General features: G+C 62.9%; 23 protein-coding genes. 14 read left to right on the top strand and 9 right to left on the bottom strand.

Annotated elements, in window-relative coordinates:
• Nucleotides 1–117: 117 nt before the first annotated feature.
• Nucleotides 118–1,137, bottom strand: coding sequence for an amino acid ABC transporter substrate-binding protein (locus IC232_RS14670; protein WP_190845723.1), 1,020 nt, complete (start codon nt 1,135–1,137; stop codon nt 118–120).
• Nucleotides 1,138–1,366: 229 nt separating this feature from the next.
• Here IC232_RS14670 and metC point away from each other — a divergent pair, with 229 nt between their 5' ends.
• Complete coding sequence (gene metC, locus IC232_RS14675) at nt 1,367–2,551, top strand: cystathionine beta-lyase (protein WP_190845724.1); 1,185 nt, start codon at nt 1,367–1,369, stop codon at nt 2,549–2,551.
• A gap of 44 nt (nt 2,552–2,595) precedes the next feature.
• On the opposite strand, the gene IC232_RS14680 is transcribed toward metC, so the two are convergent.
• The 3 genes from IC232_RS14680 to IC232_RS14690 are packed head-to-tail and all read right to left on the bottom strand — an operon-like array spanning nt 2,596 to nt 5,443.
• A complete protein-coding gene (locus IC232_RS14680; RefSeq protein ID WP_190845725.1) occupies nt 2,596–2,937 on the bottom strand; it encodes a lipid-A-disaccharide synthase N-terminal domain-containing protein in 342 nt (113 codons plus the stop codon).
• Nucleotides 2,938–2,950: 13 nt separating this feature from the next.
• A complete protein-coding gene (locus IC232_RS14685) occupies nt 2,951–3,685 on the bottom strand; it encodes a glycosyltransferase family 2 protein (RefSeq protein ID WP_190845808.1) in 735 nt (244 codons plus the stop codon).
• Between the two features lie 48 nt (nt 3,686–3,733).
• Nucleotides 3,734–5,443: an ArnT family glycosyltransferase gene (locus IC232_RS14690; RefSeq protein WP_190845726.1), complete on the bottom strand. Its 1,710-nt coding sequence runs from the start codon at nt 5,441–5,443 to the stop codon at nt 3,734–3,736.
• Between the two features lie 192 nt (nt 5,444–5,635).
• Between IC232_RS14690 and IC232_RS32390 the strand changes: the two genes are divergently transcribed.
• Both IC232_RS32390 and IC232_RS14695 read left to right on the top strand, forming a co-directional pair.
• Nucleotides 5,636–5,929 carry a hypothetical protein gene (locus IC232_RS32390; RefSeq protein ID WP_246812215.1) on the top strand — a complete coding sequence of 98 codons (294 nt, stop codon included), beginning with the start codon at nt 5,636–5,638 and terminating at the stop codon, nt 5,927–5,929.
• A gap of 11 nt (nt 5,930–5,940) precedes the next feature.
• Entirely contained in the window at nt 5,941–7,110 is a 1,170-nt protein-coding gene (locus IC232_RS14695) for an RtcB family protein (RefSeq protein WP_312895171.1), read from the top strand.
• Between the two features lie 20 nt (nt 7,111–7,130).
• Here IC232_RS14695 and IC232_RS14700 read toward each other — a convergent pair whose 3' ends face one another.
• Nucleotides 7,131–7,562, bottom strand: a complete 432-nt coding sequence (locus IC232_RS14700; protein ID WP_190845728.1) for a hypothetical protein — start codon at nt 7,560–7,562, stop codon at nt 7,131–7,133.
• 192 nt (nt 7,563–7,754) lie between these two features.
• Complete coding sequence (locus tag IC232_RS14705) at nt 7,755–8,444, bottom strand: sigma-70 family RNA polymerase sigma factor (protein ID WP_246812216.1); 690 nt, start codon at nt 8,442–8,444, stop codon at nt 7,755–7,757.
• A 209-nt stretch (nt 8,445–8,653) separates the two neighbouring features.
• Here IC232_RS14705 and xylB point away from each other — a divergent pair, with 209 nt between their 5' ends.
• From xylB to IC232_RS14745, 8 genes are all read left to right on the top strand, one after another.
• Nucleotides 8,654–10,123: a xylulokinase gene (xylB, locus tag IC232_RS14710; protein WP_190845730.1), complete on the top strand. Its 1,470-nt coding sequence runs from the start codon at nt 8,654–8,656 to the stop codon at nt 10,121–10,123.
• A 264-nt stretch (nt 10,124–10,387) separates the two neighbouring features.
• Nucleotides 10,388–11,917, top strand: coding sequence for a sugar ABC transporter ATP-binding protein (locus IC232_RS14715; protein ID WP_190845731.1), 1,530 nt, complete (start codon nt 10,388–10,390; stop codon nt 11,915–11,917).
• A complete protein-coding gene (locus IC232_RS14720) occupies nt 11,914–12,945 on the top strand; it encodes an ABC transporter permease subunit (protein WP_190845732.1) in 1,032 nt (343 codons plus the stop codon). Before IC232_RS14715 ends, IC232_RS14720 begins: the two co-directional genes overlap by 4 nt.
• 99 nt (nt 12,946–13,044) lie before the next feature.
• On the top strand, nt 13,045–13,980 hold the full coding sequence (locus tag IC232_RS14725) for an ABC transporter substrate-binding protein (RefSeq protein WP_190845733.1): 936 nt from the start codon (nt 13,045–13,047) through the stop codon (nt 13,978–13,980).
• Between the two features lie 79 nt (nt 13,981–14,059).
• Nucleotides 14,060–14,755: an L-ribulose-5-phosphate 4-epimerase AraD gene (gene araD / locus IC232_RS14730; RefSeq protein WP_281413389.1), complete on the top strand. Its 696-nt coding sequence runs from the start codon at nt 14,060–14,062 to the stop codon at nt 14,753–14,755.
• A gap of 45 nt (nt 14,756–14,800) precedes the next feature.
• Entirely contained in the window at nt 14,801–16,411 is a 1,611-nt protein-coding gene (locus IC232_RS14735; RefSeq protein WP_190845734.1) for a ribulokinase, read from the top strand.
• A gap of 40 nt (nt 16,412–16,451) precedes the next feature.
• On the top strand, nt 16,452–17,402 hold the full coding sequence (locus tag IC232_RS14740; protein WP_190845735.1) for a carbohydrate kinase family protein: 951 nt from the start codon (nt 16,452–16,454) through the stop codon (nt 17,400–17,402).
• A gap of 17 nt (nt 17,403–17,419) precedes the next feature.
• Nucleotides 17,420–18,673 (top strand): AGE family epimerase/isomerase, encoded by a 1,254-nt coding sequence (locus IC232_RS14745; RefSeq protein ID WP_190845736.1) that lies wholly within the window; start codon nt 17,420–17,422, stop codon nt 18,671–18,673.
• Here the strand turns inward: IC232_RS14745 and IC232_RS14750 are convergent.
• Complete coding sequence (locus IC232_RS14750; protein ID WP_190845737.1) at nt 18,664–19,599, bottom strand: ribokinase; 936 nt, start codon at nt 19,597–19,599, stop codon at nt 18,664–18,666. The genes IC232_RS14745 and IC232_RS14750 overlap by 10 nt on opposite strands.
• 408 nt (nt 19,600–20,007) lie before the next feature.
• Here IC232_RS14750 and IC232_RS14755 point away from each other — a divergent pair, with 408 nt between their 5' ends.
• Complete coding sequence (locus IC232_RS14755) at nt 20,008–20,742, top strand: PhoH family protein (RefSeq protein ID WP_210335367.1); 735 nt, start codon at nt 20,008–20,010, stop codon at nt 20,740–20,742.
• A gap of 47 nt (nt 20,743–20,789) precedes the next feature.
• Here the strand turns inward: IC232_RS14755 and IC232_RS14760 are convergent, their stop codons facing one another.
• The gene (locus IC232_RS14760; protein WP_190845738.1) at nt 20,790–21,377 is read right to left on the bottom strand and encodes a cold-shock protein; all 588 of its coding nucleotides are present in this window, start codon (nt 21,375–21,377) and stop codon (nt 20,790–20,792) included.
• Between the two features lie 795 nt (nt 21,378–22,172).
• Here IC232_RS14760 and IC232_RS14765 point away from each other — a divergent pair.
• Entirely contained in the window at nt 22,173–22,556 is a 384-nt protein-coding gene (locus IC232_RS14765) for a response regulator (protein WP_190845739.1), read from the top strand.
• A 93-nt stretch (nt 22,557–22,649) separates the two neighbouring features.
• Here the strand turns inward: IC232_RS14765 and IC232_RS14770 are convergent, their stop codons facing one another.
• The gene (locus IC232_RS14770; protein ID WP_190845740.1) at nt 22,650–24,029 is read right to left on the bottom strand and encodes a cytochrome P450; all 1,380 of its coding nucleotides are present in this window, start codon (nt 24,027–24,029) and stop codon (nt 22,650–22,652) included.
• 200 nt (nt 24,030–24,229) lie between these two features.
• On the opposite strand from IC232_RS14770, the gene IC232_RS14775 reads away from it, so the two are divergent.
• The gene (locus IC232_RS14775; RefSeq protein WP_190845741.1) at nt 24,230–24,655 is read left to right on the top strand and encodes an SET domain-containing protein; all 426 of its coding nucleotides are present in this window, start codon (nt 24,230–24,232) and stop codon (nt 24,653–24,655) included.
• Nucleotides 24,656–24,667: the final 12 nt, after the last annotated feature.

Raw genomic sequence — 24,667 nt, forward strand, 5'->3', positions numbered from 1 at the left:
GCTCTTGATACCAGGCCGTCATCCCCTGTTGGTGCCCGGGTCAAGCGGCTTTTTGTTATTGTCGAGGCGTATTCTTGAAGGGCGCCCGGAAGATCCGGGCGCCCTGTTTCGGTTGGCTTAGCGAACCGGGATGCCGTATTGCAGGCCGCCCTTGGTCCAGAGCGCGTTCTGGCCGCGCTTGATCTTCAGGCGCGAGCCCTCGCCGACGTTCTTCTCGAACGATTCGGCATAGTTGCCCACGTGCTTGATGACGCGAACGGCCCAGTCGTTGGGCAGGCCGATGGCCTCACCGAACTTGCCTTCCGTGCCGAGCAGGCGCTTGATCTCCGGGTTGTCGGAGGTCTTCATCTGGTCGACATTGGCCTTGGTCACGCCGAGCTCTTCAGCATTCAGCATGGCCATATGGGTCCAGCGGACGATGTCGCCCCAGTTGCTGTCGCCATGGCGCACGGCCGGGCCGAGGGGCTCCTTCGAGATGATCTCGGGCAGAACGATATGATCGTCCGGAGCCGAAGCGCGCAGACGCTCGGCATACAGGCCCGAGGCGTCGGTGGTGAACGCGTCGCAGCGGCCGGCGTCATAAGCCTTGAAGGTCTCGTCCGAGGTGGCGAACGCCACCACTTCGTACTTCATGTTGTTGGCACGGAAGTAGTCCGCGAGGTTCAGCTCGGTCGTGGTGCCCTGCTGGGTGCAGATCGAAGCGCCGTTCAGCTCCTTGGCGGAGGAGACGCCGAGCTTCTTGCGGACCATGAAGCCCTGGCCGTCGAAGTAGTTGATGACCGGGAAATCGAGGCCGAGCTGCGTGTCGCGCGACATGGTCGCGGTCGAGTTGCGGGACAGCACGTCCACTTCGCCCGATTGGAGCGCCGTGAAGCGGTCCTTGGCGGCAAGCGGGATGTAGCGGACCTTGGTCGGATCGTCGAAGATCGCGGCCGCGATGGCGCGGCACAGATCGACGTCGAGGCCCGTCCAGCTGCCCTGAGCGTCAGGCTGGCCGAAGCCGGCGAGACCCGTGTTCGAGCCGCAGGTCAGGAAGCCCTTCTGCTTGACGCTGTTGAGCGTCGCCTGGGCCGAGGCGCCCGTGGCGAACAGGCTGGCCGTCAGACCGAAGGCAATCGATACGAGAGCCTTTTTCATGTTTGTATGTTCTCCCAATAGTTCCACATGACTCGACGGACCTGGTTGTACCCCCCAGCCGAGCCCCGGTTAGACCGTTCCGCGCCGCCTCGGTCGAGACGGCATCGAAATCCATCAAATTCAATGATTGATCACTGGTCAAGTCTTGATGGGAGGCAATTCGTGGCTGACTTGACGGCAGAGGCTGCCCGGTCTCAGATCACAGCCCCCTCAGCAAGCCCTTGAAGCAATGTCAAAACTCCCTCCAAAGCCTGAAAACGTCTCGGAACGCACCCGCCTCGTCCATGCCGGACGGGAGCCCTTCGAGCAGCACGGATTCGTGAATACGCCGATCTATCGCGGCTCCACAGTCCTCTACCCCACCACCGACGACCTTCTGCACAGGCGTGGGCGCTATTCCTATGGCACGAAGGGAACTCCGACCACCAACTCCCTCGAAACCGCCTGGACCGAGCTGACCGGCGCTGCGGGAACGGTTCTGGCTCCCTCGGGTCTTGCCGCGGTCACCGTCGCCCTCCTGTCCTGCCTCAAGGCCGGCGATCATCTGCTGATGACGGATTCGGTCTATCTGCCGACCCGGCACTTCTGCAACGGCGTGCTCAAGAAATTTGGTGTGGAAACCACCTATTACGACCCGCACATCGGCGCCGGGATCGAAGCCTTGCTCCGTCCGAACACCACGGCCGTGTTCACGGAGGCTCCCGGATCGCAGTCGTTCGAGATGCAGGACATCCCGGCTATCGCCGCGGTGGCGCACCGGCATGGGGCCGTGGTTCTCATGGACAATACCTGGGCCACCCCCCTGCTCTTCCCGCCGCACGAGCGCGGCGTGGATATCGCGATCGAGGCCGGCACCAAGTATCTCAGCGGAGGTTCGGACCTGCTGCTCGGCCTTGTCTCGGCCAACGAGCGCTGCTTCAAGGCCCTCCGCGACACCTACGATTCCTTCGCCATGTGTCCGGGACCTGAGGACGTCTTCTTAGGTTTGAGAGGCCTGCGCACCATGGCGCTGCGCCTGCGCGAGCACGAGAAGCAGGCCCTGGAGATGGCCCGGTGGTTCGAGGCTCGTCCCGAGGTGGCACGGGTGCTCCACCCGGCGCTCGAGAGCTATCCGGGTTACGATATCTGGAAGCGGGACTTCAAGGGTTCGTCAGGCCTGTTCTCGGTCATTCTCAAGCCCTGCTCGGACCGGGCGCTCGCCGCCATGCTCGACGGCCTCGCCCTCTTCGGCATGGGCTATTCCTGGGGCGGGTTCGAGAGCCTCGTGATTCCCTTCAATTGCGCCAGCTATCGCACGGCCACTCGCTGGGAGCCCGGCGGACACTCACTTCGCTTCCATATCGGGCTTGAAGACCTGGACGATCTGAAGCGGGATCTCGATGCAGGGTTTGCCCGCCTGCGCGAAGCGGACTGACGGTCAAAGGTCGAGGATTACGGATGCCGACGGAATGAGGGCCATTACGTCGGCAGATCGGCCTCGGCCTTCCGCCGCTTGTCCTTGGCGATCAGCATCAGATTGCGGATGTAGATGAAGATCGACAGCGTCTGGGGCAGGATGATGACGATGTCGCGCCGGGCAAAGCCGTAGACCATGGTCATCAGACCGCCGGCGATGGACAGGAACCAGAATCCCATCGGGATCACGCTCTTTTCCGCCTTCTCGCTCGCGATCCACTGGACGATGAAGCGGGCGCCGAACACCAGCTGAGCCAGAACCCCGAAGGCAGCCCAGAGATCGAAGCGGGCGACGAGGACGTCGTAGAAATAGAGCCCCAGATCGTGGGACAGGCGCATCAGCATCAGACGATTTCCATCAGACGATTTCTTGGGCAGCGGGAACGCGGCGGCGGCGGCGGATCAACCACCAGACCCCTGCCAAGTCAAGGATTCCGACCCATAGCCGGTCGAACATGCCGTAATTCGAGCGCCCCGCATGGCGGGGCCGGTCGACCACGTCCACATGGGCGATCCGGTAGCCCTCGCGCTTGATGAGGGCCGGCATGAAACGGTGCAGGGCATCGAAGTATGGAAGCCGCAGATAGACGTCACGCCGGAAGGCCTTGAGCCCGCAGCCCGTATCCCGCGTGCCGTCCTTCAGGATACGACCCCGGACGCCATTGGCGATGCGGGACTGCCACTTCTTGTAGGCGCCGTCCTTGCGCCCGACCCTCTGTCCGGCCGCAAGGGCTATGTCCGGAGCGTCGAGGGCGGCCACGAGCTGAGGGATAAAGGCGGGATCGTTCTGCCCGTCGCCGTCCAGGGTGATGACGATGGGCGCGCGCGCGGCTTGAACCCCGGTCCGGACGGCGGCGCTCTGGCCGCAGCTCGCCTCGTGGCGCATGAGGCGCAGCCACGGCCGGGTGGCGCGGGCGCTCAGGACCTGCTGCCCGGTATCGTCGGTTGAGCCGTCGTCCACATAGATCACCTCGAAAGGCGCCAGCGCGGCGCAGGCCTGCTCGATCTCCTTGACCAGGGGGAGGATATTGAGCGCCTCGTTCTTGACGGGCACCACGACGCTGATGCGCGGGCTTGTGGAAAGGTCGGTCATCCGTCCAGGGCCATGCTCGGCCACCTCTTCGAAGGGCATGTTCAGGCTCTAGAACCCGGTCGCGTAGGCCGCAATGTCGACCTGCCGCCCGCTGTTGATATTGAATCCCTGAACCCTGGTCGAGAGCACCGGCTGCTGGCGCAGGCGCTCGTTCTCGGCCTGGAACTCGCCCTCGAAGCGCTTGTCCACGAAGACGATGCGGCAGCCGCCCTGGCGCAGGAAGCGCGAGGCCTCGGCTCCGGTGTCGAGCATGTCGAGATTCGTGCCCGTGAGGAACACGAGGCTGGGCTCCCGGTAGCCGAGAGTCGCGACCTGCGGATTCCCGCAGGGCACGTTGCGGGCCACGTCGGCGAGGCGGTCGGAGATCTTGAGAGACCGCAGGTCGAGCTGTGCGAAGCCGAACACGCCGATGGCGAGGAAGGCCGAGGACAGGAAGCCGGCCCACAGGGTCGGCACCATCCGGTTCTTCACGAACATCCACCAAGCCCAGAGGGCCAGGAGCGACGAAATGACGAGCGCCGGCAGCGCCCGGAAGGGCGGCAGGCCGTCGAAGGACCAGGCGACAGCCGACAGGCCGATAGTGAGGCCGACCGGGATGAACGGAATCAGCAAGGCTGCCGGCTTTGCGGCAGGCCGATGCGGGCCCACGAAGTGCCGGGTTATGGCCATCACGGTGATAATCGCCACCGCGGGAAACAGCGGCATCGTGTAATGCGGCAGCTTCGTCGGAACCGCCTCGAAAACGATCCAGGACGGGACGATCCAGGCGAGCGCGAAGGCCACCGGCTCCTCGCGCCGGTGGATCCAGGCGAAGGGCACCGCGATGGCGGCCAGGATGGCGCCGGGCCAGAAGGTCGCGAAGAATGACAGCAGATAGAAGCCGGGCGGCGCCCAGTGGTACTTCTGCGCCGTGCCGACCTTGCCCAGCATGTCTTTCCCGACCGAGGCTGCGAAGAACTCGCCACCGCTCTTGATGGCGATGGCCACGAACCACGGCAGCACGATTGCAAGGGTGAAGAGGAGGCCGAGGCCCGGTCTCAGCGTCAGCAGCCAGCGGGCGGAGCGCTCCTTATAAGACAGAACCGCTGCCGCCAGGCCGGCGAACATGAGGACGAGGGGGCCCTTGATCAGGATGCCCAAGGCAAAGCCGGTCCAGAAGATCACCAGGGCCCGCCGGGGCAGTACGCCGGCGCCCCGGCTCAAGTAAGCGCGGGCGAGGCCTCCCATCGCCGCCACCGAGCAGGCTGTGAGCATGGCATCCGTCTTCGCGAGGCGCGCCTCGACCATGAGGATGACGCAGGTGGCCATGAGGGCGGCGGTCAGGAAGGCCCCTCGCCTCCCGAAGAAAGCCAGGGCCGCCCAGTAGGTCAGCAGGACCGTGGCGATGGCTCCCAGCAGGGATGGTATTCGGTAGAGCGCGATGGCGGTCCGGGCCTCCGGCACGCCCAGAGCCTCGCCCAGGGCGACGCTGGCGCTCTGCAGCCAGTAGATGCCCACCGGCTTCTTGTGCCGGGCCTCGTCCTGGAACCGGATATCGACGAAGTCGCCGGTCTCCAGCATCTGCTTGGAGGCTTGCGCATAGCGCGGTTCGTCCCGGTCCATAGGCTGAAGCGTGGTGAAGCCCGGCAGGAAGCAGACGAGCGAGAGCAGCACGAGCACGGCGCAGAGGCGCGCATGGCTCCGCTCGACAATGCTCGTCAGCTGGGCCACGGAAACGTGGCGCAAGGACATCCGCTGCTGGGGGACAGAACCGTCCATCAATGACTCCGGAGGCGGGAAAGCCGTCGTGCCGGGAGGATTTCCCGCAGGCACAGGCCGTCAAACCGCGTGATGTCCTCCAAACCCGTCGGGAAGTCAAATCGACGGAAGCCAGCAGCTTGTCCACCAAGGAACACGCACACTCGAGCAGGCATTGCCTGAAAGGTCATGTTGAACCCTGGAGGCACTGCCATGAACAGGTTCGCCCGCTGGTGCGCCGCCGCCCTTCCGGTGCTGCTGGCCCACCCGGCCATGGCCCTCGACCGGCCCGTCGTCTGGCGGGACGAGGATACCGGCTGCGCTTATCTGCTCACCCCGCAGGGCGGCATCACGCCCCGGCATCGTCGGGACGGGACCCTCGACTGCCCCGACGTAGCCGCCGGCACGGGAGTCGTGGAGAACATGGGGCGGGACATTGCGCGTGGCCTGGACGCCCTGCAACGCGAGGTCGAACGCCTGCGCGAGCGCTACAACAACCGTCCTTAAAGGAGAGCAGAGTGCCGGCGAATACCCGCATCTATGGCGAGCACGACGAGAAGACCATTAGACAGCTCGACCGCTGCATGGAGGCGGGAAGCGCCTTCAAAGGCGTGCTCTGCGCCGATGGGCATCTCGGCTATGCCCACCCCATCGGCGGGGTCGTGGCCTACGAGGAGCACATCTCCATCAGCGGCGTCGGCTTCGACATCGCCTGCGGCAACATGGCGGTCCGGCTCGACACCCGCTACGAGGACATCGCGGCCCAAGCTGGGCGGATCCTCTCGGATATCGGGCGCTCCATCAGCTTCGGCGTCGGGCAGAAGAACGCCGTCAAGGTCGACCACGAGTTGTTCGACTCAACCTTATGGGACGAGGCCGGGGCCCGAGATCTCAAGACAATGGCCCGGCAGCAACTCGGCACGGTCGGCTCCGGCAATCACTACGTGGATCTGTTCGAGGATGAGGAGGGCTTCGTCTGGATCGGGGTGCATTTCGGCTCCCGCGGCCTCGGCCACAGGATCACCACCAAGCATCTGGCCCTCGTCGGCGCCAACGACGGCATGGAGGTCGAGCCGGCCCTCGTCCACCAGGACAGCGAGGTCGGTCAAAGCTACCTTGCCGGGGTGAAGCTCGGCGGTCTCTATGCCTATGCCGGCCGCGAATGGGTAGTGGAGCGGGTGCGCTGGATCATCGGCGGGCAGATCACGGACTCAGTCCACAATCACCACAACTTTGTCTGGCGGGAGAGCCATGGCGGCCGGGATTACTGGGTGGTGCGCAAGGGCGCGACGCCCGCCTTTCCGGGTCAGCGCGGCTTCGTCGGCGGCTCCATGGGCGACAATGCAGTGATCCTGCAGGGGGTCGACAGCCCCGAGAGCGCCGACAGCCTCTACTCGACGGTTCATGGAGCAGGCCGCCTCTTCGGCCGCATGGACGCGAAGGGCAAGAAGAACAAGGCGGGCCAATGGACCCGCCCTCCCCGCTTCACCCGCGATGAGATGGACGCGTGGCTGCGCGAGAAAGGCATTATCCTGCGCGGCGGAGATGTGGACGAGAGCCCGATGGTCTATCGCCGCCTCGAGGACGTGCTCGCCTACCACAAGGGCACGGTCGAGGTGGAGCACACCTTACGTCCGTTCGCCGTCGCCATGGCAGGCCCGGCCGAGTTCGATCCTTACAAGGATTGAACTCGGCCAGGGCCGCAGCTTTATCGGAACCAGCCGAAATAGAGCGACCAGAGGCTCGGCGACCGGACCCCGCGCACCCGGCGGGCCGTCTCATCGGCCCGCATCAACTCACCGCCGTGGCATGAGCACAGGACGATGTGAGCGTCATGTTCGGAGATCTGGAAGAAATCGACGGCATCCCCGAAGGTGTCGCTGCGCAGCCCGGCCTGCCGGAGCACGGGATCGGAATAGGCCACCGTGAGGGCGGATCCGTCGGCCCGCATGGCGAGGCGTTGGGCCTTGGGCTTCCATTCGATCTCATCGAGGGTCTTGAGTTCCCGGTCGGGCTCCTGCTCCAGGAGATCGATCCAACGATCCAGCCGTTCCCGTTTCGACAGGACCGGGACCTTGACGTCTTCAGGGGTCTTCAGGTCGGCAATGCTAGTGAGTTCGGAAAGAGGCCTGTGTTCCATGCTCCCCTCCTTGGCGGAAGAGCGGTTTCGAGCCACCCAGCTACAAGCTCAACCTTGAAGCCTTGGGAAAGTTCGAGGAACAGGCGGTGAACCGCCGCTGCTATTTTGGGCAGGGGCACCCGGCACTGCCGCCTGTCTCAGGCCGCAGGCGCAGCAAAGGCCCGACGCCAGAGCGGCATCGGGCAGATAGGGTCAGACGGTCGCCGGGTGATCGTGATCGGTGGTCCTGGGCGTACCCATGAGCTCCGCCAGGCGATTGCGGGCGCGATTCACGCGGCTCTTGATTGTCCCGACCTTCACGCCAAGCGCCTCGGCGGCATCCTCATAGGACATGCCTTCGGCGCCGATCAGGATAATCGCCTCGCGCTGCTCCTGGGGCAGCTTGTCGAGCGCAGACGAGAGGTCCTGGAGCGCGAGCTTGTCCTCCTGGTCGGGGATCGCGATCATGCTGGCCGCATGGGTCCCGTCCCCGTCCTCAACCTCGCGGCTGGTCTTGCGGTGGGTCGAGTAGAAGCCGTTGCGCAGGATCGTGAAGAGCCAGGCCTGGAGGTTGGTGCCGGTCTCGAAGGTATCCTGCTTGGTCAGCGCCTTGAGCACCGTATCCTGGACCAGATCCTCCGCCTGATCGACCTTTCCGGTCAGTGACAGGGCGAAGGCACGCAGGTTCGGCAGCGCGTCCATGACACCGTTGACGAAGTCCTGATCGACAGGCTCCGTATGCGCACGGATGACCTGGGCGACGCGATCGACGAGCCGCGCGAGATCGCGCGGCAGCTTGTCTTCAGCGGGATCGCCATACAGCGCCCGCAATTGCTTTCCGAGATGCAGCCGGACGTTAGCGCTCAGCGCAGCCGCCGGAGACGGCGCATCAGAATGGATCAAGTGAGACTGGTTTTTCGATTTCTCGGGCATGCGGCACTATTTGGGGCATGCCGTGGCCATTTAAATATCCTGGCGACAATTCGACCATGAGATTTTTTCATAGTCGAGCATCTGGATTTCGTCGCATAGGTGCCCAATGGCGGCGACTGAGCTATAGGCTGGTCACGACGGCCAAGCCATGAGCCGGCAGCCATGAAGGGAAACGCAGCATGCCTCATTACCTCGGCATCGATGTCGGCACATCGGCGGTGAAGGCGATTCTCGTCGATGAGCGGCAGACGACGATTGCAGAGGCGGATGTTTCTCTGCCGATCTCCCGGCCGCGAGACCTCTGGTCGGAACAGGAGCCCGAAGACTGGTGGCAGGCCGTGCAGGCGAGCCTCGATCAACTTCGTTCAAAGGATGCGGCAGCCCTCGCAGATGTGCGCGGCATCGGCCTGTCGGGGCAGATGCATGGCGCGGTGCTGCTCGATGCGGCAAACCGGCCGCTGCGCCCGGCCATTCTCTGGAACGACGGACGGTCGTACCGCGAAGCACAGGAGCTTGGCGCGGAATATCCGGAGCTCTCGCCCGCCATGGGCGTCATCCCGATGCCCGGCTTTACGGCACCGAAGCTCGTCTGGCTTGCACGGCATGAGCCCGAGACGTTCCGCGCCGTCCGCAAGGTGCTTCTGCCCAAGGACTACATCCGCTTCCAGCTCACCGGCGCCATCGTCACGGACATGTCGGACGCAGCGGGCACCTGGTGGCTGGATGAAGCCGAGCGGGATTGGTCGGACGAGGCGCTCGCGGCCACGGGCCTGACCCGCGATCACATGGCAAACCTCGTGGAAGGTTCGCAGTCCTCCGGCACCGTCGACCCTGAGGTCGCCCGGCGATGGGGGATGCGGCGCGATGTCGTCGTCGCCGGCGGTGCCGGCGATGCGGCGGCCGGAGCCGTCGGCATGGGTGCGATCGCGGATGGCTCGGCCTTCATCTCCCTGGGGACCTCCGGCCAGCTTTTGGTGACGACGGAAACCTTCAGTCCGGCCCCCGAGGCCCTGGTGCATTCCTTCTGCCATGCGGTACCCGGCCGCTGGTTTCAGATGGCCGCCATGCTGAACGGCGCAAGCTGCCTTGCCTGGGCGGCCAATCTTCTGAAGCGGGATATCGGCGAAATCTTGAGAGAGACGGAAGCCGCCTATCGCAAACCGTCCGATGTTCTCTTCCTGCCCTACCTCGCGGGCGAGCGGACCCCGCACAACGACCCTCATGCACGTGGCGTGTTCTTCGGTCTGTCTCCCGACACGCGGCAGACGGACATGGCACAAGCCGTTCTCGAAGGTGTCGCGTACAGTTTTGCCGACGCGAAGCTAGCACTCGAGCAGGCCGGCACACCTCTGACACAGGCGGGCATCATCGGAGGAGGCTCGAGGAGCCAATTTTGGACGAAGATTTTCGCCAGCGTGCTGAACATTCCCATTATGCGCTATCAAGGCAGCGACAAGGGACCGGCCTTCGGCGCAGCGCGTCTGGCGCGGATTGCCGTGACAGGGGAAGCTCCGGAAGATGTTTGCACTGCCCCGGGCATTCTTGAGACTGTCGAGCCCGACCCGCAGCTGGCAGAGCTCTACCGTCCCCGCATCGAATCATTCCGCAGCCTCTATCGTGCATTGAAGCCTGAATTCACACGCTCCTGAAATAGATTTCGCAAGAGTGTTACGCGATTTACGAAAGCACCTGCGTACTCAAAAAGAGTCTTTCCTGAACATCTCAGATCGGCTTCTCAGGAAAAGTTGTGGACTCAGGTTGGAGCGAGAAAACGAGGGATTGAAAACCAATTGGCATGAAGCATTTACGCCAGTCATAACATCTGCTCAGCCAGCCGCTTGATCGATATGGTAGATTGGCTGAGTTCGAGCAGACAAGTGCCGCTTCGATGAAGCACCTTTAGGGGAGCGCCCATGGTAGGATCCACCCCGATCCTTGAGATGAAGGACATCTCCAAGACCTTTCCTGGGGTCAAAGCGCTCACGAACGTCAAGCTCACCGTCTATCCCGGCGAGATTCATGCGCTGATGGGGGAGAACGGCGCCGGCAAATCCACGCTGATGAAGATCCTGTCTGGGGCCTACCAGGCAGATCCCGGCGGAGAGATCCTCATCAGCGGCCAGCACGTCACCATTAACGGACCTCTCGCGGCTCGGCAGCACGGCATCTCCATCATCTACCAGGAGCTTTCTCTCGCTCCCAACCTGACGGTGGCGGAGAACATGCTGCTCGGGCGCGAGCACACATCCGGCCCGATGGTCGATCGGCGCTCCATGGAAAAGGCATGCCAGGACGTTCTCGGACGGCTCGGGGTGCACTTCAGGGCAACGACGAAGGTCAGCGAACTCTCGATGGCCGAGCGGCAGCTCGTGGAGATCGCTCGCGCGCTGATTGCGAATTCGCGCATCCTAGTCATGGACGAGCCCACGACATCCCTCTCCTCCCGTGAGACGGAAACGCTGTTTGCCCTCGTGCGCCAGCTGCGCGCGGAGGGGCTTGCCATTATTTATATCAGCCACCGGATGGCGGAAATCTATGAGCTCGCCGACCGTGTGTCGGTGCTTCGGGACGGATCCTATGTCGGCACCCTCGTGGCTGAGGAGATCTCCGCCGAGCGGCTGGTTCAGATGATGGTCGGCCGCGATCTGTCCTCCTTCTACAAGAAGGAGCATGATGCCCACCAGAGTCGCGGACCGATCCTGTTCGAGGTGAGGAACGTGAGCGACGGCGTGAGAGTGCGCGACTGCTCGTTCCAGCTGCACGAGGGTGAGGTCCTGGGCATTGCCGGTCTCGTTGGCGCAGGACGCACGGAACTGGCGCGCCTCATCTATGGGGCCGACCCGCGGGCCCACGGCGAGATCCTGCTGCAAGGCAAACGGCTCTCGATCAACGCTCCGGAAGATGCCATCGGTTCAGGCGTCGTCTATCTGACGGAAGACCGCAAGCATCTCGGTCTGTTTCTCGACCTCACGGTGCGCGTGAACGTGAACGTCAACGTGCTCGGGCGCGATGCCCGCATGGGCGGGGTGCTCAACCTGAAAGCAGCCAGGGACCGGGCCGCCGCTGCCATCCGGTCGCTCGCGATCCGGGTCGCGGGCGATGTAGTTCCGGTCGGCAGCCTCTCGGGCGGCAACCAGCAGAAGGTTCTTCTCTCGCGCCTATTGGAGACGAAGCCGAAGGTGCTCATCCTCGACGAGCCGACCCGCGGCGTTGATATCGGAGCAAAGTCCGAGATCTATCGCCTCATCGACAATCTCGCGCGAAACGGCGTGGGCGTCATCGTGATCTCCAGCGAGCTGCCGGAAATCGTCGGCATCTGCGATCGCGTGCTGGTGATGCGCGAGGGCCGGATCGAGGGTGAGGTCGGCGGCGCGGGCCACCCACCGGTGACACAGGAAAACATCATCAGCATTGCGACAGGCGTAAGGGAAGCGGCCGAATGACATCCCCGAATGACACCAGCGCATCTATCCAAGCGACCGGAGCCGCAGGCGTCGATGCGGCATCTCAAAGCAAGCAGCGCCGCCTCGCGTGGCGCTCGACCTTGCAGGCCATCGGCATGCTGCCGGTGCTCATCATTCTCGGCGTCGTGTTCGAGCTGATGTCCGGCCGTTTCATGAGCTTCCAGAACCTGTCGATCGTGATGCAGCAGGCCTCGATCAACACGGTGCTCGCCGCAGGGATGACTTTCGTCATCCTCACGGGTGGCATCGACCTTTCGGTCGGCTCGATCCTGGCAGCGGCCGCCATGGTGGCAATCCTGGGATCTCTCATTCCCGAATGGGGTATGCTCGGCATTCCGGCAGCTCTTCTGGCAGGGCTCGGGTTTGGGCTCCTGAATGGCGCACTGGTCGCTTTTGCGAAGCTGCCGCCCTTCATCGTCACGCTCGGATCACTCACTGCCGTGCGCGGCGTTGCACGTCTGCTCGGCGGGGATACGACCCAATTCAACCCGCAGCTCCCATTCGCCTTCATCGGAAACGGCACCCTGTTCGGCCTGCCGTGGCTGGTGTGGATCGCCTTCGCGGTGGTGATCATCTCGTGGTTCATCCTCAGGCGAACCGTCCTGGGCGTTCACATCTATGCGGTCGGCGGCAATCCGGATGCGGCGCGCCTCAGCGGCATCAAGGTCTGGGCGGTCCTGCTCTTCGTCTATGCCTTCTCCGGCCTCGCAGCCGGCCTCGGCGGGGTCATGTCGGCGGCTCGCCTGTTCGCAGCGAACGGTCTGCAGCTCGGTCAGTCCTATGAACTGGACGCGATCGCTGCCGTCATTCTGGGCGGCACCAGCTTCGTGGGCGGCATCGGCTCAATCTGGGGCACGCTGATCGGAGCGCTCATCATCGCCATCCTGACGAACGGGCTCATTCTCGTGGGCGTGTCCGACATCTGGCAGTTCATCATCAAGGGGCTCGTGATCATCGGGGCAGTGGCGCTTGACCGCTACCGTCTCAAGGGATCGGCGCGTACCTGACACGAGATACCAGCGCTCTGAACGGCGCTCGTATAAGCGATTTCCCGGAAGATTGCACAAGCTCCGGGCATCGCGAAACATATGCACCTGGAGGAATCTATGACACTTTCCCGTCTCACACTCAGCGTTGCGGTTGCTGCCCTTCTGGCAGCTCCGGCCTATGCCAAGGACGTGAAGAACGTCGGCATCTCGGTCGGCCTGCTCGGCAACCCGTTCTTCGTGGCAACCATCAAGGGTATCGAGGCCAAGGCGAAGGAGGTCACGCCGGCCGCGAAGATCACCTCCGTGTCTGCGGATTACGATCTGAACAAGCAGTTCACCCAGATGGACAACTTCTCGGCGGCCGGCACTGACATCGTCATGATCAACGCGGTCGACCCGAAGGCCATCGAGCCATCGATCAAGCGCGCGCAAGCCGCCGGCATGGTCGTTGCCGCCTTCGACGTGGCCGCGGCCGGCGCCGACGTGACGGTGATGACCGACAACGTGAAGGCCGGCGAACTCGCTTGCCAGTACATCGCCGACCGCCTCAAGGGCAAAGGCGACGTGTTGATCATCAATGGTCCGCAGGTCTCGTCCATCGTGGATCGCGTCACCGGCTGCAAGGGCGTGTTCTCGAAACACCCGGACATCAAGATCCTGTCGGACAATCAGGATGCCAAGGGGTCCCGTGAGGGCGGTTTCGCCGTCGGCCAGAGCCTGCTGACCCGATTCCCCAAGATCGACGCCGTCTTCGCGATCAACGACCCGACCGCCATCGGCATCAATCTCGCCGCCAAGCAGCTCAACCGCAACGAGTTCATTATCACGGCGGTTGATGGCGCTCCGGATATTGAGACCGAGCTGAAATCGGGCAATTCCCTGATCAAGGCCTCGGCTTCGCAGGACCCGTACATCATGGCGGCTCAATCCTATGAGCTTGCCGTCGGCATCGTGAACGGCAAGAAACCCGAGAAGAACGTGATCCTTCTCGAGCCCAAGCTGATCACCGCCGACAACATCAAGGACTACAAGGGCTGGCAGGCCGTCCGCTAATCCTTGCTCCGACCTGCGGCGGCCATAGCGCGAGCTGTGGCCGCTGTTTTCCATTCATGGGACATCAGGAGGCGCCCCGATGTTGAAGCAGCTGCGCGAACAGGTTCTGGAGGCCAATCTGGAAGTGGTGCGCCGCGGCCTCGTGCTTTACACCTTCGGCAACGTGAGCGGTATCAGCCGGGCGGATAACCTTGTGGCCATCAAGCCGAGCGGCGTTCCTTATGAACGCATGAAGGCGGACGACATCGTGATCACGGATCTGGATGGCAAGATCATCTGGGGCGGTCTGCGTCCTTCCTCGGATCTGGACACGCATCTTCACCTCTACAGGTCGTTTCCAGAGATCGGCGGCGTGGTGCACACCCATTCCGAGCACGCTACCGCCTGGGCGCAAGCCTGTCGCGCGATCCCGCCCCTGGGCACAACCCACGCCGATTATTTCTACGGCCCGGTTCCGATCACCCGGGAGCTGACGGCGGACGAGATCAAGAATGACTATGTGCGTGCAACTGGCATCGCCATTACAGAAGCTTTCGGCAACCGTGACCCCATGGAAGCTCCTGCCGCTCTGGTCGCCGGCCATGGCCCCTTTGCCTGGGGCAGGACGCCGGACGATGCCGTGCACAATGCCGTCGTGCTGGAGGCCGTAGCCCGCATGGCCATGTACACGTTCTCGCTGCGGCCTGATGCGCAAGGTGTGTCGCAGGCTCTTCTGGACCGGCACTATTTCCGCAAGCATGGTACAAGCGCGACCTATGGCCAGACGGAAAAGTAGGATCCAGCCTCTTCATTTGCAGATAGCCTTGTTCGGGAGAGATCCATGGCCGTTGTAGCAGGTGTCGACTTCGGCACCTTGAGCGTAAGGGTCACCCTCGTCGATGACCGCAAGGGCCCACTCGGGCTCGCTACTGCGGAATATCCCCTTCACCGCAAGCGCGAGAACCCGGACTACGCAACCCAAGCCCACGCCGATCACATGAATGCCCTTGCCCTTGCCATGCGCGGAGCTTTGGCATCGGCCGGTTTGAATGGCGAGGACGTGGCAGCGCTGGCCATCGACACCACCGGCTCCAGCGTGGTGATGGTAGGCGACGGCCTTGAGCCGCTCGACGAGTACTATCTCTGGTGCGACCACCGGGCCAAATCTGAGGCTGAGGAGATCACCCGCCTTGCCCATCAGGAAGGCCTCGAGGCCATCCAATGGTGCGGCGGCGTTTACTCGCACGAATGGGGCTTCTCGAAGCTCCTGCACTGGCTGCGCCATAATCCCGAAAAGCGCGAGCGGCTGGTCACCGCGCTCGAGCATTGTGACATGATGGCGGCGACGCTCACAGGCGTCACCGATCCGCGCAGGTTGAAGCGCAGCATCTGCGCCATGGGCCACAAATGGATGTGGAATCCGCGTTGGGGCGGCCTCCCCCCGCAGGAATTTCTCTCCAAGGTTGACCCGCTTTTCGACGGCATTCGCGACAAGCTCGCGGGCGAATACGCAACCTCCGATGTGATTGCCGGCTATCTCACATCCCATTGGGCGGAACAGCTCGGCCTGAAATCCGGCATTCCGATCCCGGTCGGCGCCTTCGATGCCCATTGGGACGCTATTGGGGCGGGTTGCCGGGTTGGGGACGTGGTGAACGTGGTCGGCACCTCCACCTGCATCATCGCCATGGCGCAGGACACCAGCCTGATTCAGGGCGTCTGCGGCGTCGTGCCGGGCAGCGTCGATCCGAACCTCGTCGGTATCGAAGCCGGGCTCTCGGCAACCGGCGACATCTTCGAAGCGATCGCGCGCCGCGCCAATACCATTGTGAAGGAGCTATCGAAGGGTCTGGAGCAGTATCGTCCTGGCCAGACGGGGCTCCTGCGGCTGACCTGGGACAACGGCGACCGTACTGTTCTTGTAAAAGCGGATCTCGGGGGCATCACCCTGGGCTGGAACCTGCTGCACACGGCGCAGGACGAACTGTTTGCCGCCATCGAAGGCACCGCCTTTCACACCCGCATCATTCTCGAGCGCATGGCAGCGGGTGGGGTGCCGGTGGAGCGGGTGATTAACGCTGGCGGCATTCCGCAGCACAACCCAGTGCTCAACCAGGTATATGCCAACGTCCTCGGCCGCCCCGTGCTGGTGCCGAACGGCATTCCGACCGGGCTTGGTTCAAGCATCTTCGCAAGCCTTGTGGCCGGTTCCCACCCGGATCTCGACAGCGCCCAGGCAGCGATTTGCCTGCCGTTCCGCACCTTTGAGCCCGATCCCGCCACGCATGCGGTCTATGAACAGCTCTTCCAGCACTTCAAGGCGCTATATTTCGGCTTCGGCGGCGTCTCTGGACCGGTGGCGCTCGACCATGTATTGCGCGATCTCAAGCGTATCGCAGCTCTGTCCTCTGAGCCCATTCCATTGGACATTGCCGAGCGCGTCTCGGTCTGAACCTTTTGAATACAGGTATGATCCTGTCAGGAGCCTTCATATGATTCTGGTTTCCGGCGAAGCCCTGATCGACCTGTTCATCGGTGCCCCAGGGACCGCCGGCTTCACCGCCGAAGCGATTGCAGGAGGCTCGCCCTTCAATGTCGCGATTGGGATCGGGCGCCTTGGTCGCCCTGCAGCCTTCCTGTCCACGCTGTCGGATGACGTTTTCGGCTCGTTCCTGGCTGAAAAGCTTGCCGAATCCGGCGTGAGCTCAACCTACATCCAGCACCTGCCGAACGTCACAACGCTGAGCGTCGTAGCAACCAGCCCAGACGGTCAGCCGAAATACTCGTTCTACGCGCCCAACAGCGCCGACCGCGCTCTCACAGAAGAGGCGCTGCCCGCCAACCTGCCCGAAGAGGTGAACGCCATCGCGGCCGGCTCCTATGCTCTGGGTGTCGAGCCGATCGCCAGCGCCATCGAGACCCTGCTGCGCCGGGAATCCGGATCGCGCGTGATCTCGCTCGATCCGAATGTCAGGCCCCGCGTCGTCGGCGATCTCAACGCCTATCGGGAGCGGTTCGAGCGCCTGCTCGCCTATGCCGACATCGTGAAAGCGAGCGACGAGGACATCGAGCTGCTCTACGGGACGCACGATTTCGCATCCGCCGCGCGGACTTGGCTTCGCCACGGACCGAAGCTCGTGATCATCACCCGCGGCGAGAAAGGGCTCCTTGCGGCTTTCGGTGACAAGGTCCTGGAGCGTCCGGCTCCGAAGATCGACGTCGTCGATACGGTTGGTGCGGGCGACACGTTCCATGCCGGTCTGCTGGCGTGGCTTGACGCCAATAGCGTGCTCATACCTGAGAGAGTGGCTGGCCTGAGCGAAACCCAGGTTACCGCAGCTCTTGCTTTTGCTGCCGCGGCGGCGGCCATCGTCTGCACCCGGCGCGGTGCAAACCCACCATCATGGGACGAGGTCGAGCGTTTCATGAACGAGCGCACCTGACCCAACGGGAGAGCGTGATGACAAACCAGCCTGTTCTTCCACCGCTCAGCACGCCCTGGCGCTCGAACCGCTTTCACCGGCAATGGCTGTTCGAGCAGGCCAATAACCTGTTCGACTTCTTTCAGCACGGGATCATCAATCCGGCTGGCGGCTTCTTCGATCTCGACGATGGGGGCCAGCCCATCGAAACCGACAATCCGGTCAGGCATATCCATAACACGACTCGCATGGTGCATTGCTTTGCCATCGGCACGCTCCTTGGGCGGCCCGGCTGCGATGCCGTCATCGATCATGGCATGGATTACCTCTGGAAGGCTCATCGCGACGCGCAGAACGGCGGCTATGTCTGGTCGCTGAACAACGATGGCCCGAAGGACGATACGAAGCAGGCCTATGGCCATGCCTTCGTGCTGCTGGCAGCCTCCAGCGCGAAGGTTGTCGGCCATCCGCTGGCGGACCGGTTGCTGGACGACATCACGCAAATCCTCGACGAGCGCTTCTGGGAGGAGCAGCACGGGGCCGTGACTGAGGAATTCACGCGCGACTGGCAACCTTTGAGCCAGTATCGCGGCCAGAATTCCAACATGCATCTGACCGAGGCCCTGATGGCTGCCTTCGAGGCTACGGGTGACCGCACCTATCTCGACCGGGCGGAGCGGATTGCGAGCCTCATCATCGGCCGGCATGCGGCCTCCCTAGGGTACCGGGTGGCCGAGCACTTCCGTGCGGATTGGAGCCTCGACCGGGACTACCGTGGCGACGACATGTTCCGCCCCTACGGTACAACGCCGGGCCACTGGCTTGAATGGTCCAGGCTCCTTCTCCAGCTCTGGTCCCTGGGCGGGCAGCGTCATGCCTGGATGCCGGATGCGGCCCGTGAGCTGTTCCGGCAGTCCATCGATCTGGGATGGGACAAGGACAGGGGCGGCTTCTTCTACGCCCTCGACTGGGACGACAGGCCGAGGCTGCCGCTGAAGCTCTGGTGGCCTTGCGCTGAGGCTATCGGCGCGGCGGCGTTTCTCGCTGAGCACAGCCCGAGCGCCTTTCACGAGCAATGGTGCCGCACCCTCTGGGGCTTCGCCGACCGCCACCTCATCGACCATCGGCATGGAGGCTGGCGGCCTGAACTCTCGGAGGATCTGACGCCCAGCGCGACCGTGTTCACCGGCAGGCCGGATCTCTACCACGCACTCCAGGCCTGCCTGATCCCGCTGTTCCCCGCCACCGGCAGCCTGACCAAGGTCATTCCGGAGGCCAGCGCTCAGGCCTGAGAGAGATAATGCTCCAGGGAGTCCGTCCGGGGCATTCCGGCTTGCGCTCCCGCCGTCAGGCACGACAGGGACGCTGCGGCACAGGCCCGTTCCATGGCGGGACCGATCTCCAAACCTTCGGCGAAGCCGTTTGCCAGCACGCCGACAAAGGTGTCGCCTGCCCCTGTAGTGTCGACCGGGGTGATCGGCCTCGCCGCGGCATGAATCCGTGTGCCGTCGCCCGAAACGGCATAAGCACCTCGCGCGCCTGCCGTAACGATACAGGTTGGACCGAAATCCTTGGCCACGGCAGCGGCGGCTTGCAGGTAATCGTCGGCCGCCGGTACGCCCACGAGTTCGGCAATGGCCAGCGCCTCGTGCTCGTTGACAACCAGCACGTCCGTCGCCTCAAGCAGTTCGGCCATGCCTGAACGCTCCTGAGTCGACGGGACGGGAGCGAAATTCCAGATCACCCGCGCGCCCGCCCGACGGGCCATGGCAGCGGCATTGAGGCTGTCGGCCAGGGGCACCTCCATCTGGAGCACCAGCACGGAAGCCTTCGAGATCAGGCTGTCGGGAAGATCGATGGAGCGCAGAGCCGTATTGGCACCGCTCGCCACCGTGATGGCGTTCTCGCCGGTCCCATCGACCGTGATGAAGGCACAGCCCGTCGGCTCGTCAGCAACCCGGACGGCCTGAACATCGATGCCGTTGTCTTCGAGGTTCTTCCGGCAGGCCTTGCCGAAAGGATCATCTCCGACGGCACCCACCATGGCGACCCTGCCGGGTCCGCGCTGCCCGATCCGCGCCGCCGCGACGGCCTGGTTGGCACCCTTGCCGCCGAAAAAGCTGTCGGCCCGGCGCGAAAGCACCGTTTCGCCGGGCCTGGCGATGCGCGGCACCCGCGCGACAAGATCCATATTGATCGAACCGAAGACTACGATCATGCCGTTCTCATCCGTTGAAGCCCCTTCGTAACATCGGCAGCCCGTGATTGGCGAGGGATAGCCGCTCGATCCGTTGCGGGGCATTCCGACAGCCGTCCACAGCTATTTCTCCCCTAGGGTCGCAGAGGAGTTATGCCTTGGAACCAAGCAGCCCGACTCAACATTTGACTCGCAGGTAGGCGTAGCAGCGGTAAACTGTCATCAGAATCAAAGATAGTTTGCCACTGGCAGATAAAGATAGGCTTTGATGGGCAGGCAGGCTGATCCTCTCATTCTGGATCGCGGACATTCACCGCCCGCAACGACGCGCTCTCGTATTCCCACTTCGCTCGCAAGTTTTTTTCCCCAGACGCCTCTGCGCGGTGCCTGGATGATTGGTGTGCGCAGTTTCAACCCCGGAGTTGGTCATTGAGCAAGCATCATGAGAAGCAGAGACGCAAGACCCGCCGCTCCCATGAAACAGCGCAGGTCTTCGACCTCACGGGATCCAAGTTTCAGGGAGAGCGCAGCCTTCCGCCCATCAAACCGCTCAATGCCACACAGGACGATTATCTCGATGCTCTGAAGAACAGTTCCCAGATCGTCGTTCTCGGACCGGCAGGCACCGGAAAGACCTGGATCGCAGCAACATACGCGGCGGACCTGTTTCGCCAGCGGCGCATTCGCAAGATCATTCTTACGCGCCCCAATGTTCCCGCCGGTCGCTCCCTCGGCTTCTTCCCGGGAAGTCTCGAAGAGAAATTCGGCCCATGGGCCGCTCCTGTGATCGAGGCCATCAAGGAACGCATCGGCACAGCGGCTTTCGATATCGCGATCAAGAACGGCGACATCGAGATGGTGCCGTTCGAGGTGATGCGCGGCCGCTCATGGCGTGATGCCTTCATCCTTCTCGACGAGGCGCAGAATGCGACGCCGGCCGAGATGAAGACATTCCTCACCCGCATCGGGGAGGATTGCAAAGTGGTGATTAACGGGGATGTGAGCCAGTGCGACCTGCGCGAGACATCGGGTCTCCGCACGGTCATCCACCTCATCAAGTCGCAGATGCTGCCGGTGCCGATCGTCGAGTTCACCCTGAACGATATCGTGCGGTCCGGGGTCTGCGAGATGTGGGTGCGTGCATTCGAAGAGGTCCACTGCTGACGCAGTGGACCCGGATCTTTTCACCAATGTGAAGGAGGCAGTGCCTCTTAGGCGAGTTCGATGGCGCCGACTTCGGGACCCTTGCGGCCCTCGACGATGGCGACACGAACCGCCTGGCCCTGGTCGAGCTGGCCGAGACCGGCCCGCTCCACGACGGAGATGTGCAGGAACAGGTCCTTGCTCTCTCCCTCGACGGACACGAAGCCATAGCCCTTCACGGAGTCGAACCACTTCACGGTGGCCGGCACCTCCGGCGGACCGCTCACGGGACGGGCGCTGGGGCCACCGCTCGGGCGGGAGAACCCGCCGGACTGGCCACCTGGGCCACCTGCACGCGGCGGACGGGCCGGACGCGCACCGCGCGGTGGCTCCGGCTCGGCCGTGCTGGTGTCCACGCTGACGATTTCCTGGACCTGCGGACCCTTCTGGCCCGTGCCGACCTTGATGACCAGGGTCGTGCCGGATTCGAGAGCGGAGTGGCCCGCAGCCTCGACCTGCCGGACGTGCAGGAAGGCCTCGCCCGAGCCATCGGTCATCTCGACAAAGCCGAAGCCCTTCTCGGGATTAAACCATTTCACCCGCGCTTCAGTCTCGGGTCCTGCGGCTGAGGAGCCGTAGGATGTCTGCTGCCGCATGGGCCGTTCAAAAGATGTTGGCGGAGCGAATTCGCCCCAGTGATCTTCGGGTTGACCGCCAAATTGACGTCGGCGATCACGGTGATCATTTCCCCGGCCCATCAGGACTGCCTTCTAAAGTCTCATGTTTCCTAAACGCCCATAGGCGTACAGCCCCCAACCATTGAGGGCAAGAAGATAACTACTCATACCTAAACGTTTCACGCAAGGTCTCAAAATGGTGGTTCTGGCGAATTCTCGGGTTTCATGTCCAGAATTTCTTTCTGCCTTCAAGCTCTTAGGACCGATATTCAGCCCAGCCGTGAAATGGCGAAAACAGCATACTCGATGCCTGTTAGGAGGCGAGCAGCAGCAAAGTAGCCATTCATCGGCTCAGCTTGAGGATTGAGGGACAGCCGAGATAACCAGACCACTCGATTGTAGAGCTCATATTCTGCATAAGGATCTTCCCGGCCTGGCTGGTACTTTGGATAGCCTCTGGTCTTCCAGCCTTAATTCGCAGCGTTGCGAGCTCCACGGGCCGCCCTGACCGGGAGAGCCGCAGGGGCAGATCATCCGCTCCAGAACTCATTAGAAGTAGGGCTTACATCGGTTGTTCGCGCAGAAATCGCCCCCGGAAGGGGCATGAACACAAGGTATTTACTTTAGCTTGTCAGCAGGGTTACGATACCTTTCAGAAGTCTTAATAACATAAGATAGAGAATGGAACCGACGCAAAGATTAGAGTGATTGCAACTGATTCGTATAACGACGCCATAAGGTGCTGCATCAGGTGGAATCTGGCCAGGAGGGGCTATGCTTGAAGATCGCAGAAAGCGTGTCCTGATCGTCGAGGACGAGGCCATGATCTCGATGCTCATCGAGGATATGGTTCTGGATTTCGGGTGCCAGGTCGTGGGACCTGCGGCTCGTCTGGATCACGCCCTCACCCTGGCTCTGCAGGCTGAAATCGACATCGGCCTCCTCGACATCAACGTGGATGGATCGGTCGTCTTCCCTGTCGCGGACGTTCTGCGCTTCCGCAAAATTCCTTTCATTTTCTCGACAGGCTACGATTTCCGCTCTCTCCCGGAACGTTTCCGCGACTGCCCGACCTTGTCGAAGCCGTTTTCCTACCAGAACTTCGCCGATACTCTGCAAACTGCTCTCGCAGTTCCGGAGATGAGGGCAGCTGTCTGAACTCCAGTGGCGCGGGATGGGCACCAAGCTTTGGAGAGCCGACATTCTGAAAGCGCACGCCTTTCGGGCGTGCAATCCTGAACGGCCGTACATTCAGGAACGTAATTCAACCAGCATTTCGGCATCCGCCCTCGGCCTCAGCGTCACCTTCATGATCGGTGCCGGCATGAAGTCTGCTCTTGGACGCAGGCGAGAGGCCTTCAGCATCACGGCTAGAATGGCGAGCGCCTCCATCTGGGCGAAGGCGCTGCCGATGCAGATCCGCGGGCCTGCGCCGAAAGGCATGTAGGCGTAACGATGCCGCCCCTTCGCCTGCTCCGGCGAGAAGCGCTCCGGGTCGAACCGCTCGGGCAGCTCCCAGAGTGCGGCATGGTGGTGCACGGCATGAATGGGAACGACGATGACGGCACCCTCCGGAACCATGAACCTGCCGAGCGGAAAGGCGCGTGTTGCCGTTCTGGTGATGATGGGAGCCGGCGGATAAAGCCTCATGGCCTCCGAGAACACCTGCCGTGTATAGGACAGCTCGGAAATATGTTCCGGGCGGACGGGACCCTTGCCGGTGATTGCATCGATTTCCGAGAGCACCCTCGCCTCGTGCTCCGGATGATGCGCCAGAAGGAGAAAGGTCCAGGCAAGCCCAAGGGCCGTGGTCTCATGTCCAGCCGTGATGAAGGTCAGGAGATTGTCGGCGATCTCCTCATCGGTCATCGTGCGGCCGGTCTCAGGGTCGGCTGCCGCAAGGAGCAACGCGACCAGATCCTCACGCGCCTCCCCACTGCGGCGACGGCGCTCGGCGATCATGCCGGTGATGGCGGAGCGAAGATAGCCTGTCGCGGCCCTCGCCCGACTGCGCCCCGGGTACGGAACCCAGTCGGGAGCATTGAGGATGCTCAGCGCGAAGATCCAGCCGGTCGGCTTCAGGTAGTCCGTGATACCCCGCTCCACCCGAACCACGTCGATCCCACCGGGACCGGACATCATCATCTCCACGATGATGTCGAAGGTCGTTCGCATCATCTCGTGGCCAATCCTGATTGTCGCGTTAGAGCCGCCGGCAAGCCAACGGTCACGGGTCCGCTCCGCCGCCGAGATCATGGCGGGAAGCAACCCGACGAGCTTCTCATGCCGGAAGGCCGGCGCCACGGACTGCCGCTGCCAGCGCCAATGCGCACCGTCCGCCGTCAAAAGGCCTTGGCCGAGAGCCGGGCCGAGAGCCCGCCGCACATCCTCTCCCTTCGACAAGGAATCGGCGTTTCGAACCAGGGCCTCTTGAATGAGCGCCGGGTCGAGAAGGAAAACTCTCTCTCGGCTGGCTACCCGTGAATAGACGAGCGGTTCCCGATAGACCTCCGGCGGCAGCGCCTGAAGCGGATCCCGAACCAGGGCAGGCAAAACAGCGAGCGGAGAGCGGCGGCTGACCGCAATGCCGGGGCTCTGCTCCGACAGCACAGGAAGGGCATTGATGGTCATACGGATCCTTTTCGAGACGACTCGCGCACATCTTGGTATGCCGGTGACGAACATGGGTATCCAGTTCCGGCAAGGCACCAAGAGACAGAACGCAGAAACGCGGCTTTGGATCTGGCGAACATCATCCGGCGACCCATTTGATCAATCGATGTTTCTGGAACCGACAACCTCTCTCGGATAGCGCGGAGCTCTTGCTGACTATGAGTACCAAACGGCCGGAAGGCCCCTTTCGCATCGGGCGCTCGGAAACAGGCCTCGGGCTCTTCGCGACGGATGTCATCGCAAAGGGAAGCTTCATCATCGAATATGTGGGTCCGCGGATTACGAGCGAAGAGGTCCAGAGACGCCGAAATACGCGCTACCTGTTCGAGCTCAACAGCCGCTGGACCATCGACGGCGCACCGCGCTGGAACACCGCGCGCTATATCAATCATTCATGCCGTCCGAACGCCCAGGCAACGATCTCGCGCGGCAAGATCCGCATCAAGGCGATCAAGCGCATCAAGGCCGGCGACGAGATCACCTACAATTACGGAAAGAATTATTTCGAGACATTCATCAAGCCGCATGGTTGCCGGTGCCGCTCGTGCCAGAAGAAGCGTGAACGAGAAGCTGCTGTCGGTTAGGGCTTACCGAGT

It is taken from the genome of Microvirga sp. (genome assembly GCF_014699075.1).
In the GTDB taxonomy this organism is placed as follows: domain Bacteria; phylum Pseudomonadota; class Alphaproteobacteria; order Rhizobiales; family Beijerinckiaceae; genus Microvirga.